At 65.1% G+C, this 12633-nt stretch carries 12 protein-coding genes; 10 read left to right on the forward strand and 2 right to left on the reverse strand.

What is annotated here, in order from left to right; translation table 11 throughout:
* The first annotated feature begins 107 nt into the window (after positions 1-107).
* The 9 genes from TC41_RS04165 to TC41_RS04205 all read left to right on the forward strand — a co-directional run bounded on the left by TC41_RS04165 (position 108) and on the right by TC41_RS04205 (position 10298).
* Positions 108-398, forward strand: a complete 291-nt coding sequence (locus TC41_RS04165) for an autorepressor SdpR family transcription factor (protein WP_374952862.1) — start codon at positions 108-110, stop codon at positions 396-398.
* 331 nt (positions 399-729) lie between these two features.
* A complete protein-coding gene (locus TC41_RS16150; protein WP_148260121.1) occupies positions 730-936 on the forward strand; it encodes a hypothetical protein in 207 nt (68 codons plus the stop codon).
* A gap of 41 nt (positions 937-977) precedes the next feature.
* The gene (locus TC41_RS04175) at positions 978-2789 is read left to right on the forward strand and encodes an SWIM zinc finger family protein (protein WP_148260122.1); all 1812 of its coding nucleotides are present in this window, start codon (positions 978-980) and stop codon (positions 2787-2789) included.
* 119 nt (positions 2790-2908) lie between these two features.
* A complete protein-coding gene (locus TC41_RS04180) occupies positions 2909-4075 on the forward strand; it encodes a trans-sulfuration enzyme family protein (RefSeq protein WP_014463764.1) in 1167 nt (388 codons plus the stop codon).
* Positions 4076-4245: 170 nt separating this feature from the next.
* Positions 4246-5322 carry a class I SAM-dependent methyltransferase gene (locus TC41_RS04185; RefSeq protein WP_237700028.1) on the forward strand — a complete coding sequence of 359 codons (1077 nt, stop codon included), beginning with the start codon at positions 4246-4248 and terminating at the stop codon, positions 5320-5322.
* Positions 5323-5354: 32 nt separating this feature from the next.
* Positions 5355-6422: a pyruvate dehydrogenase (acetyl-transferring) E1 component subunit alpha gene (gene pdhA, locus TC41_RS04190; protein WP_041695022.1), complete on the forward strand. Its 1068-nt coding sequence runs from the start codon at positions 5355-5357 to the stop codon at positions 6420-6422.
* A gap of 1 nt (position 6423) precedes the next feature.
* On the forward strand, positions 6424-7401 hold the full coding sequence (locus tag TC41_RS04195) for an alpha-ketoacid dehydrogenase subunit beta (protein ID WP_014463767.1): 978 nt from the start codon (positions 6424-6426) through the stop codon (positions 7399-7401).
* Positions 7402-7439: 38 nt separating this feature from the next.
* Positions 7440-9119: a long-chain fatty acid--CoA ligase gene (locus TC41_RS04200; protein WP_014463768.1), complete on the forward strand. Its 1680-nt coding sequence runs from the start codon at positions 7440-7442 to the stop codon at positions 9117-9119.
* 12 nt (positions 9120-9131) lie between these two features.
* Entirely contained in the window at positions 9132-10298 is a 1167-nt protein-coding gene (locus TC41_RS04205) for an alpha-hydroxy-acid oxidizing protein (protein ID WP_041695023.1), read from the forward strand.
* 76 nt (positions 10299-10374) lie between these two features.
* Here TC41_RS04205 and TC41_RS04210 read toward each other — a convergent pair whose 3' ends face one another.
* A complete protein-coding gene (locus TC41_RS04210; protein ID WP_014463770.1) occupies positions 10375-10974 on the reverse strand; it encodes a Maf family protein in 600 nt (199 codons plus the stop codon).
* 92 nt (positions 10975-11066) lie between these two features.
* Here TC41_RS04210 and TC41_RS04215 point away from each other — a divergent pair, with 92 nt between their 5' ends.
* Positions 11067-11261, forward strand: coding sequence for a hypothetical protein (locus TC41_RS04215; RefSeq protein WP_008336644.1), 195 nt, complete (start codon positions 11067-11069; stop codon positions 11259-11261).
* Between the two features lie 67 nt (positions 11262-11328).
* Here the strand turns inward: TC41_RS04215 and TC41_RS04220 are convergent, their stop codons facing one another.
* Positions 11329-12609, reverse strand: a complete 1281-nt coding sequence (locus TC41_RS04220; protein ID WP_041695024.1) for a BaiN/RdsA family NAD(P)/FAD-dependent oxidoreductase — start codon at positions 12607-12609, stop codon at positions 11329-11331.
* Positions 12610-12633 lie beyond the last annotated feature (24 nt).

Below are 12633 nucleotides of genomic sequence, written 5' to 3' on the forward strand. Positions count from 1 at the left end.
AATATGTGGAAGATCGTGAACGAATGGGCGCTGGTTTTGTGCCTCAGCATATTGTGTATTTAGCTATATGGCTATAAAATGAATCAAGAAGTCGTGCGAGGATTGTGGTGGTAAAGGTGAATGAGCGCGTATTCAAAGCCATGTCGGATGGGACGAGGCGGAGGATTCTTGAACTGTTGAAGACAGGGCCGAAGACGGCCGGGGAGATTGCGGACCACTTTCCCCATGCGCAGCCCACAATCAGCCGTCATCTCAGCGTATTGAAACACGCAGATCTGGTGGTGGACCGGCGCGAGGGAACGCACATCGTCTACCGGCTCAACACCACCGTGTTGCAGGTGTGGCTGGCCTGGCTTCTTGAACACTTTGGGAGTGATGACCGTGACGGGGAAGCGTAAACCGCAAGCGGTGCCGTGGTAGGGCTGGGCGGCATGAGCCATGGCGTTGGCGTTTGGCTGCTTGGCGTACCCGCATCTGCCCGCTGATATCCCAAAGTTATCTGCAGTCGAATGATACGCCGCGCTCGCGATTTTGGGTCGTCTTTGATGGACCTGCTGTGTTGTTGGGCATCATGCTCCTTTGGTACGCGTATCGGTGGTGGAGGCGGAACTCGAAGCTCGATGCTTCCTTTTGGTCGACATATCGGTACATTGGCGGCGTGGTGGTGGTCTGCGTTTCTCTGATGTACGCGGCGGACCTTGCTCATATGCTTCACAGGGCCACGCTGCGGTGGGAGGCCACCGCGTCTGGACTTGGACGTACCGCCTCTGCGGCCAACTGGGCGTCCCCGCCGGGATGTTGATCATCCTGTTGGCGTGGGTGTTGCCAGCCGGACACGGGATGCTCGAGGTCGCCATGCTGGTTCCCGTGTGCCTGTGGGTTTTCATCGCGTTGGTGGCCTCGTATATGTACGCGAGGCGCCTTCGGAAGCTGTGACGGGCGCTTCGAGGCGGCGCTCGCGAAACGGAGGTGGCGAGGTGCACAAAGTCTCAAAGTGGCGCAAGGCGCTGAGAGAGCTCACGTCACCCGTTGGGTGGCAGGATGTTCTCCCGGAGTACGTGTTCTATCGCGGCGTGGAATACGCGGAAACCGGGCGCGTGGTCTCCTGGTCGCTGCACGACGGCGCTATCCGCGCTGTCGTGCGCGGCTCGGCAGACTATCGCGTCTTTTTGCACATCGAAGATGTCGAGCAGAGCCGTTGCTCGTGTCCATACGGCGGGCCGTGCAAACACTGGGTCGCCGTCGCGCTGCACGTCGCCCGCGAGACGCGGCTCGACGGGATTCGAGGAGGGCAACCGCTCGATCTCGACGCGTGCCTCGGCTCCATCGGAGACGGTGAAGTGCCGGCCTATGTCGCCGATGTCATGGCGTTGCGCCCCGACGTCTCGCTCCTCCTTCGCGCCATGCGCTTCGTGCAAACGGCGCCCGTCCGCTGGGCAGATGAACCGTCGCTCTCCCATCTTCACCAGGAGGCGCGAGCGCTGCTTCTTGCCGCCGACCAAATCGCGCAAGGCGATGCGGCCGTCGCTGTGGAGCGGGACGCGCCGCCTCCCGTCACCGTCACGTACACCGGCGCGGGCTGGGAGAGCGCACGAAGGCTGATTCAAGCCTTCGCGGACGCCCTCGCGGGTGAAACGCCTGCGGAGCTCGCGCCCTATGCGGTCTACGATTTCCGCCGGCTCGTGGCGCGCTTGAGCGACGACGTCCCGGGCGAGTACGAGCTTTCCCACAGGGAGCTCCTCCGCTCGCTTGGCGCCCCACTCGCGGCGGCGGTCAAGCGGCTTTCCGGCCTCGGGGAGGCGGCGATGGGCGAATGGCGCACATGGTCGCTTGCGAGACTCTCCGAAGCGACCTGTGCCGAAGATGCACTCGACGCGCTATCCGCGCTGCAGGGCGGGTGGTTCGACACGCGCCATCTGCGCGCCGCCTGCGAGCGGGTGATTGCCGTCGATGATTTCCCCCGTCCGCCCGGCCTAGAAGGCTGCGTGCCGCACGTGCCCAGGATTCCGGTGTCGCTGGCCACGCGGATCGAGGAGAATTGGCGCGAGATAATAGCCTTTGCGCTCCAGATGGGCGATCTCGCCGCGGCCGACGAGATCGCGCGCATGCGGCCCGTGTCTGACCGCGATGGGGACATGCGCCTGGCGCGGGCCGCCATGGATGCTGAGGACTGGGGGATTGCGGAATCGAGCCTCAAGAGGATCGCAGGGACGCGGCCGTCGGCCGACGTGTGGCAGATGCTCGCGCACGTGATGGATCGCCAGGGTAAGTCGGATGACGCCATGTCGTGCCTGCGCGAAGCGTTCCTGTGCGATCCGACAGACGAGAGGCGCGAGTGCTGGCTCGCGCGCGTGCCGGACGAGATTCGCCATGATGCGGTCATCCAGTGCGCGAACCGGCTGCTGAACCAGCGACACCTTGCCTCTGCCTGCGGCTTGCTCCTTCATGAGGGACTCGTGGCGGACGCGTGGCGCGCGTTCGAGGTGGGGCTTCAGGGCGCAGAGATGTGGTCGCCGGGGCCCGGTTTGGAACGCGTGATGGCCGCGCTCGCCGCGCAAGACGCTGAGAGGCTTGTCCGGCTCGTCGCCCGGGTCGCCCTCGAAGCCATCGGCCTTCGGGGCCGCGATGCGTATCGGCGGGTGTGCCAGTGGCTCGCGGTCCTGCGCGCGGGTCTGATGGATGCCGGGCGCGGGGCGGCCTGGGACGAGGTGCGGGCTGCGGTCGAAGCCGAATGCCGGCGCCTTCCCGCGCTTCGCGACGAATTGCGCGCATCCGGGCTCTTCGCGTAAAGGTGCGCCGGGCGCGTGAAGCGACGCGAACGGTCGCGCGCGTCCTTGACGCTCGCCCTGCGCGTCTGTACATTTTGTCTATCGCTTGTGATTTGAGCGCACGAAGGGAGCCGACCACGTTGAAGATCGAATCAAAGCTGGCCCAAATTGGGAATCGCCAGGATCCCAGGACGGGAGCCGTGTCTGCCCCAATTTATCACTCGACGACATACGCTCATCCGGCGCTCGGCCAAAGCACCGGATTCGATTACACGCGGACGCTCAATCCGACTCGCAAAGTCCTCGAGGACGCCATCGCCGAGTTGGAGGGTGGCGTGCGCGGATTCGCCTTCTCCTCCGGCATGGCCGCAGTCCACGCCGTCTTTTCGCTGTTCTCCCCGGGCGATCACGTCATCGTCTCGAGCGATCTGTACGGCGGCACCTATCGCGTGCTTGAGCACATCTTTCGCCCGCTCGGCATCGAGGCCACGTATGTGCACACGGGCCACCTCGAGGAGGTGGAGGCCGCCCTGCGCGATACCACGCGGGCGCTCTTCATCGAAACGCCCACCAATCCGACCATGCAAATGACGGACATCGCGGCCGCGAGCCTGTTTGCGCGCCGGCGCGGTCTTTTGACCATCGTGGACAACACGTTCATGACGCCCTATTTCCAGCGTCCCATTGAGCTGGGCGCGGATATCGTGGTTCACTCGGCCACGAAGTTTCTGGGCGGACACAACGACGTGCTCGCCGGCCTCGTCGTGGCGAAATCGGCCGAGATCGCCGAGCGGCTGTACTTCGTCCAGAACTCCATCGGCGCCGTGCTCGGGCCGCAGGACGCGTGGCTGCTCATGCGCGGCATGAAGACGCTCGCCATCCGCATGGAGCGGTGCGCCATGAACGCGAGCGCCATTGCGGCATGGCTCGACGCGCGCGACGACATCGTGAAGGTCTACTATCCCGGCCTCGATACGCACCCGGGGAAGTCCATCTGCTCGAAGCAGGCGTCCGGCTTCGGGGGCATGGTGTCGTTCGAGGTGCTGGACGCGCGGATGGTGCCGTTCATCCTCGAGCATTTGAAGCTCGTCACATTCGCGGAGAGTCTGGGTGGCGTCGAGACGCTCATCACGTATCCCACTCGGCAGACTCATGCCGACATTCCGGAGGAAATTCGGGAGAAGGTGGGCGTCACCGACAGGCTGCTGCGGCTGTCGGTGGGCATCGAGCACATCGGGGATCTCATTGACGATCTCAGCCAGGCGCTGGATTACGCTGCGGAGCAAGTGCTCTCCCGCAGGCGATGACGTGCACGGGCCAATCCGCCACAGGCGCGGCGGATTGGCCCGGGCCATATGCGGGAGAAGGTGCGGATTCGTAGCGCGGGCGCATAGGATTTTGTGAGATGCGCGTCGAACATGTTCCTATGAAAGGTTTCGAAATTGCGTTTTATCTCTGAAACCAGGGGGTGGCCGATGTGGAGGTGCCGTCAAAGCTGACGGGCGCCGACGCGGATCAGAGCCGCGCGCTGCTAGGCGCCGAACACCCCGTGCGCGTGGGGGAAACGCGCCTAGGGCCGCAGTTTCGCTACGATCTTCGCGCGCCGCGCCTCGAGGAGCTGGATCGGTTCATCGTCGAGCGCCCGATTCGCGACTGGTCCCTCGTCCGCTGGAAGGACGTCGGCAAGCCCGTTCGCGTCGAGAACTACGCATCTGGCAAACGGCTCTGGGAAGAACAGCACGGCGACACGATGCCGGTCAAGACGAGTTGGGAGATGTTCAACCGGTCGTTCCACAGCTGGTTCGTGAAGGACGGGCCAGCCGCGCAGCGGGCCGCCATGCGCCGCATGCTGAAGAGCGTCGCTTCGCTTCGGGCGGACGAGATCGCCTCGGTTTTTCAGGAACTGCAGCAGGTCACGCTGTGGAACCTGGCGCACCGCGTCACCGACACCATCTGGGACCCGCGCGGGAAGCGCGCGCTGTTTCGCGGGCTTGACGTGAAGCGTCCCCGCATTCTGTTCCTCGGGGCGGCGGAGGGTTACGAGGCGATGCAGCTGTACGCCATGTATCCCGGTGGCGAGGCCGTGATGGTGGATTACGATGCCTTCTGTCGCGACCATCGCTTTGGGGAGTTTCCGGAGGATTACCCGTTTCTCGGGTATGATCCGGCGACGGGATCGGCGCGCCCGTGGTATCGGAGCGAGATGAAACTGACGTACCTGGTCGAGGACATCCGCAAGCTGCCGTTTGAGCGCGAATTCGACATCGTGCTGAGCGTGGGGCTTTTGGAGCACTTTCCGGACGAGTACAAACCGGAATGCATCGAATGGCACCGGAAGTTCCTGCGGCCGGGCGGTTACGCCATTCTGACCACGCCGAGGCTTGGGTGGAGGACCAAGCTGTTCTACCACGTGATGGCGGAAGCGATGAACTACACGTATCGAGAACTGATGACTGTCGATCAGATGGGGCTGTACCTTTATGAAAACGGATTCAACATTCTTCGCCATGGCTGGATCAAGACGCACAACGGCATCGTGGCGCAGCCGCGCTGAGAGCTATAAGCGGCGAAATCGGGGTGGATGACGTGCAGGTGTACCGGTTCACGGGCGACACAAAACCGGATCAGGTGCTGAACGAGGCGGGCGAGGTGGTCGGGTCGTTGCCGGACAATGCGGCCGATCTCGCCCTCGAGTGGTACCCTTTCATGATCTTCTGCCGAAAATTCGACGAGCGCGCGCAACTTCTCCAGCGCCAGGGACGGCTCGGGACCTACGCGCCGTTTCGCGGCCAGGAGGCGGCGCAGATAGCCAGTTTTGCCGTGCTTCGCCCGAGCGATTGGGTGTTTCCCACGTACCGCGAGCTCGCCGGCATGATGTACCACGGGCTGGAGCCTGTGCACGCCCTGCTCAAGAGCCGCGGCCATCCTGACTCAGGCCGCATGCCGGACGGTCTCCGTATGGCGCCCGTGCAGATCGCCATCGCCGCACAGATCTTGCACGCGGTGGGCGCAGGGTGGGCCTGCGAGTTGCAGCAGACGGACGACATCGCCGTCGCGTACTTCGGCGACGGCGCGACGTCGGAGGGGGACTTTCACGAGGGAATGAACTTCGCCGCCGTCATGCGTTTGCCCGTCGTGTTCTTCTGCCAGAACAATCAGTACGCCATCAGTGTGCCTGTCGAGCGGCAGACGGCGTCGCCCACGATTGCGCAGAAGGCCATCGCCTACGGCGTGGAAGGGATCCGGGTGGACGGGAACGACGTCTTTGCCGTGTACCAGGCCATGCGCTACGCCGTCGATCGCGCGCGCCGCGGGGAGGGCCCGACGCTCATCGAGGCGGTCACGTATCGCTTGGGCCCGCACACGACGGCGGACGATCCCGGAAGATACCGGGAGGCCGCCGATGTCGAGCGATGGGCGGCGGCAAAGGACCCGCTCGTGAGGCTCAGGCTCTGGCTCACGCGCCAGGGGCTCTGGGACGATGCGCGGCAGGCCGCGTGTGAAGAGGAGGCCGAGGCGCGCGTGCGCCAGGCGGTGGCCGAGATGGAAGCGTACCCGCACAAGCCCCTCGCGGAGGCCGCGCGCCACGTCTACGCCGAAGTCCCCGAGGGTCTCGCGCTCGATCTCGCCGAGCGCGGAAAGGAGGCGCGCTGACATGCCCAAGTGGACGATGATCGAGGCCATTCGGGATGCGCTGGCCATTGCTCTTCGCGACGATCCGCGCGTTCTCGTCTTCGGCGAGGATGTGGGGAAAAACGGGGGCGTCTTCCGCGCGACGGACGGGCTGCAGGCCGAATTCGGCGAAGCCCGCGTCGTCGACACGCCGCTCGCGGAGAAGGCCATCGTGGGAACGGCAGTCGGCCTCGCCATGGCGGGCATGAAGCCCGTCGCGGAGATCCAGTTTCTCGGCTTTGCCTACGAGGCCATGGATCAAATTGCGGCGCAGCTCGCGCGCATCCGCTTCCGCACCCAGGGGCGGTTCACGGCACCCGCGGTCATTCGCGCGCCGTACGGCGGTGGCGTGCGCACGCCGGAGCTGCACTCGGACAGCCTGGAGGCGCTCTTCGCCCACACGCCGGGGCTCGTCGTCGTGACGCCGAGCCGGCCATATGACGCCAAGGGCCTTTTGCTCAGCGCCATCCGCTCGCCCGATCCCGTCATCTTCCTGGAACCCATCAGGCTCTATCGCGCCTTCCGTGAAGAGGTGCCGGAGGGAGACTACGAGGTGCCTCTCGGCCGTGCCGCCGTCCGCCGCGAGGGCTCGGACGTCACGCTCGTCGCCTGGGGGCCGACCGTGCCGGTGGCGGAATCGGCCGCGGTGCAGGTGGCATCGCAGGGGATTTCGTGCGAGGTCATCGACCTGCGCACGCTCGCGCCGCTCGACCGATCCGTCCTCAAAGCGTCGGTGGAGAAGACCGGGCGCGCCGTCATCGTCCACGAGGCGGTGCGATATGCCGGGCTCGGCGCCGAAATGGCCGCCTCCATCATGGACTTGGCGTTTTACCACCTGCGGGCTCCCATCGAGCGGGTGGCCGGGCTCGACACGCCGTATCCGCCAGCCGCGCTCGAGGACGCCTGGCTTCCCAGCGTGACGCGCGTCGTCGAGGCCATCCAGCGCGTGATGCAAGACTGACGCTGAATCGCAGGTTTACGTTTGAAGGAGGGATTTGGATGTTCACGCGCCACTATGCGTATTGGCCGAAACGTGTTCCACGAACGCTGACGGTGCCCCGCATGCCCATTCACGACAACCTCGCCGTGTCCGCTCGCCGCTATCCGGACAAGACCGCCATCTATTACTACGGCCGCGAGATTTCCTTTCGGGAGCTTCACGCGGAGGTCGAGGCGCTCGCCGGTTATCTCCAACAGGTCCTCGGCGTGAAGCGGGGCGATCGCGTCGCGCTCTACATGCAGAATTCGCCGCAGTTCGTCGTGGCTTATTACGCCATTCTGCGCGCCGACGCCGTCGTCGTGCCCCTGAACCCGATGCTCGTGGCGAACGAGCTCCCCTTCTACTTCGAGGACTCCGGCGCGCGCGTCGCCATCGTCGGCCAGGAGCTCGTCGATCGCGTCCGACCGCTCGTGGAAACCGGCGCCATCGACAAGGCCATCGTCGCCTGTTACCACGACGCCCTGCCGCCCGAGCCAGCGCACCGCGTGCCCGACGTGGTCGCGGCGCCCGCCGTGGCTCTCGATCACCCTGCGCTGGTGCCATGGTCACAAGCGCTTACATCCGGGCTTGCCCCGCGGCCGAGCGAGGTGTCCGCGGACGATCTCGCCGTCATTCCCTACACGTCCGGCACCACCGGCGTGCCAAAGGGCTGCATGCACACGCATCGCACCGTGCAGGCCAACATCGTCTGTTCCGTGGTCTGGAACGGCGTGACGCCGGATGGTGTGGCGCTCTCAACCCTGCCCTTCTTCCACGTCACCGGCATGGAGCACAGCATGAATGCACCCGTCTACTGCGGCAACACGTTCGCGATTCTCACGCGCTGGGACCGCGAGACGGCGGCGGAGCTGATTGAAAAGCTGCGCGTGACCCATTGGACCAACATCGCCACCATGGTCGTGGACTTCCTCGCCAACCCGCGCATCGAGTCGTACGACCTGTCCTCCCTGATGGTGGTGGGCGGCGGAGGCGCCGCGCTGCCAAAGGCGGTGGGCGAGCGGCTCAAGGCGCTCACCGGCCTCGACTACGTCGAGGGCTACGGCTTGTCCGAGACCATCGCGCAGACGCACACCAACCCGCCGGATCGCGCCAAGCTCCAGTGCGCCGGCGTCCCGCTCTTTGACGTGGATGCCCGCATCGTGGATCCGGAGACGCTCGCGGAGCTCGGCCCGGGTGAGGAGGGCGAAATCCTGGTCTCCGGCCCGCAGGTCTTCCTAGGCTACTGGAACCGCCCGGAGGAAAACGAGAAGGCGTTCGTCGAGATGGACGGGAAGCGGTTCTTCCGCACGGGCGATCTCGGCCGGTACGACGAGGAAGGCTACTTCTTCATCGTGGACCGCATCAAGCGGATGATCAACGCGTCTGGATTCAAGGTGTGGCCCACCGAGGTGGAGTCCATCCTCTACAAGCATCCGGCGGTGGAGCAGGCGTGCGTCGTGGGTGTCCCAGACCTGCGGCGGGGAGAGACGGTGAAGGCGTTCATCATCCTCAAGCAGGATTACAAGGGCGCGGTGACGGCGGAGGACATCATCGCCTGGGCGCACGAGCAGATGGCGGCGTACAAGTGCCCGCGCGAGATCGAGTTCGTCGATAGCTTGCCGATGTCCGGCAGCGGCAAAATCCTCTGGCGCGTGCTGCAGGAGGAGGAACGCAGGAAGCGGAAGGTCGCATCGCCCTGAGGAGTGAAGCGGATGAACATCGGCAACGAAGCGCAGTTTCAGATTTACCAGATGCGCCTAACGGGCCAATACCGGGGAGAAACGCTTTGCATCTCGGTGGAGGACTGGATGGCGCGGGCGCGGGAGGTGTTGTCGCCAGAGGCGTTCTGGTATCTCGCGGGCGCGTCGGGGCGGGGTGAGACGATGCGCGCGAACGAGGAGGCGTTCGACAAGTGGCGGATTGTGCCTCGCGTGTTCCGCGACGTGTCGGATCGAGATCTGTCCCTCGAACTCTTCGGCGAGCGGCTGCCGTATCCCGTGCTCCTCGCGCCCATCGGCGTGCAGTCCATTCTGCACGCCGATGGGGAGGTGGCGGCTGCCCGGGGCGCCGCGAAGCTGGGCCTGCCCTACATCGTCAGTTCGGCGTCGACCATGTCGCTTGAGACCATCGCCGAAAAGGCGCCTGGCGCGACGCTCTGGTTTCAGCTTTACTGGTCGAAGGACCGCGACGTTGCCCAGAGCTTCGTTCGCCGGGCCGAGGCTGCCGGGTGCAAGGCGCTCGTCGTCACGCTCGACACGCCCATGATGGCCTGGCGGGAGCGGGATCTCGAGCGCGCCTACCTGCCTTTCTTGCTCGGCGAAGGACTCGGCAACTATGTCTCCGATCCGGCATTTCGCGCGAAGCTGCGCCGGTCTCCCGAGGAAGATCTGGCGGGCGCCATCCTCCTCTGGACGCAGATCTTCGGGAATCCAGGGCTCACGTGGGACGATCTCGATTGGCTGCGCGAGGAGACAGATCTTCCCCTCCTCCTGAAGGGAATTCTTCATCCCGACGACGCTGAGGAGGCGTTCCGCCGGGGAGCCGACGGCATCATCGTCTCGAACCACGGCGGCCGGCAAGTGGACGGAGCCGTGGCATCGCTGGACGCGCTGGTGGCCATCCGGGAACGCGTCGGCCGCGAGAAGGTAGTCCTCATGGACGGCGGTGTGCGGCGCGGATCCGACGTCGTGAAGGCGCTCGCGCTCGGTGCGACCGCCGTGCTCGTAGGCCGGCTGTACGCGTATGGCCTCGCGGTCGACGGCGAGTGCGGCGTGGAGACCGTCCTGCGGTATCTCCTCGCGGACTTCGATCTCACGATGGCCCTGTCGGGACACCGCTCACTTTCGGCGCTCGACGCAAGCGCGCTCGCGCGCGCGTAGCGAATCTGTCAACCCTCCTCGTGCGCTCACGGGCGGCGGATCATCGCACAGCGCTCGACTTCCGCAGAGCTACCGCTTAGACAGAAGGTTCGAGCGAGGTCAACTGCAGACCCAATCGGTTGAACACCTCGTCCAACAGTCCGAGCGGCAGGCCGACGACGTTGTAGTAGTCGCCTGCGATGGACTCGACGAGCAGACTTCCGTACCCTTGGATGGCGTACGCGCCCGCCTTGTCCATCGGCTCGCCCGTGGCCACGTATCGCCGCAACCACGCGTCGTCTCGAGGCCGCATGCGCACCTGTGTCTCGGCGAACGCGACCTCTTCCGCAAAAGCCGTGCGAACGCATACGCCCGTGTAGACGAGGTGTGTCCGCCCGCGGAGGCGTTTCAGCATGGTGAGGGCCTGATGGGCATCGCGCGGCTTTCCCAGGATGTCTCCATCGATGGCGACGACGGTGTCCGCCGCCACGACGACGGCGTCCCGCCGCTCGGCCTCGTCGAGCTGCGCCCACACGGCCTCTGCCTTTCGTTGGGCGAGCGTTACCACAGCTTCCTGCGGCGGCGTGCCCAAGGCGATGGTCTCGTCGGCCTGGCTCGGCCGCACGGAAAAGGCCACGCCGAGCATGCCCAACAGCTCTCGCCTTCTCGGCGATCCCGACGCGAGAATGATGTGCATGGCGCAGGTCTCCTTCCTCAATTTGCACGCATGGAAAAGACGCCGACGCGCACAGTAAGCATAGCTCCGAGCGGCAAGGAGGCGAAGGTGGCATGACATCGCGGCGAAAGTCGATTGGCCGGGGCGATGAAGCGTCCGGCCCGGTGATGAGCGCTGAAGCGAGCCGCGCGATGCGCCGCGGCGAAAAAGTCGGCAGTGCCTCTCGCCATGGCAATCCGTCCTATGGACGTTATGCCCGAGCGCTCGACGGCGAATACGGTGCGTCGGTGCGCGACGAACAGATCTGATTCCTTTGAGCTCGGGGCAAAGCGCAGGGCACAGGGAGACCTGTGCCCTGCGCGCGTTCTAGGGACCTCAGACCTGCTCTGCCCAGGCGTGCGCGAGCGCATAGCGCGCCGCTTCGCTTCCTGCCGTGTGCCCCGTGGAAAACGCGATGGTGATGTTGTATCCGCCCGTGTGCGCGTGAACGTCCATCACCTCGCCCGCGAAGTAAAGTCCGGCGCATAGCTTCGACTGCATGGTCTTTGGATCAATTTCTTTCACGCTCACGCCGCCTCCCGTCACGGTGGCCTTCTCAAGCGGAAGCGTCCCCGTCACAGGGATGACGAGCCGCTTCAGCGCGCGCGAGACCCTCGTCAGCGACGCGTGCGAGGCTTGAGCCATCGGCACTTCTCCGTCAACCTGGGCCTCATGCAAGATGAACGCCGCGAGGCGATCCGGCACGTGTCTCTCAAGTTCCGTGCGCAGCCTCCGTTTGGGGTGGCGCTCGCGCGCGGACTTAAGGAGCGCCATCCAGTCCTCAAAGGTGTAGTCAGGCCGCACATCGATGGAAGCCGTGAGCTTCGCCTCCGGCTTGTCCCGCAGGGACACCGTCACATAGTGGCTCGCGCGCAGCGCCGCCGGACCGCTCAGCCCAAAGTGGGTGAAGACGAGATCGCCAGGTTCCACCGTCAAGCGCTTGTCGCCTCGAAAGATGGATAGCTCGATGCCGTAGAGCGACAGCCCTTGAAGCTCTCGACGGCGAATCCACGGATGATCCGACGTGATGGGCACGGCGGTCGGGTACGGCGGCACGACAGTGTGGCCCACAGACGCCGCGAATCGGTAGCCGTCGCCGGTCGAGCCGGTCTGCGGGACACTCGCTCCGCCTGTGGCGATGACACACGCCGCCGCGGACATCACCTCGCCGCGCTCGGTCTCCACGCCGACAAATTGCCGCTCTTGCGTAAGGATGCGCGCGACGGGCGTTTGGAGCCGAACCTCGACGTCGAGGCGCTCCATATGCCGCACGACGGCGCGCACGACCGTGCGGGCGTCGTCGGACACGGGAAACATGCGGCCGCGGTCCTCTTCCTTCAGTTTCACCCCGAGCCCTTCAAAAAAGCGAATGATGTCCTCGTTGCCAAAACGGTGGAACGACGAATACAGGAACTTCGGGTTTCCCAAAACGTGCTGCATCAACTCGGGCAAGGGCTTCGCGTTGGTCACGTTGCAGCGCCCGCCGCCGGAGATGGCCAGTTTGCGCCCCAGCCTGTCGCCCTTTTCGACAAGCAATACGCGGGCACCCGCTTCGCGCGCCGCAATGGCCGCCATCAAACCCGCGGGTCCGCCGCCAATCACCAAGACATCCGTCATCTGATTCCGCCTCATTTCTGCCCT

Source organism: Alicyclobacillus acidocaldarius subsp. acidocaldarius Tc-4-1, assembly GCF_000219875.1.
GTDB lineage: Bacteria > Bacillota > Bacilli > Alicyclobacillales > Alicyclobacillaceae > Alicyclobacillus > Alicyclobacillus acidocaldarius_A.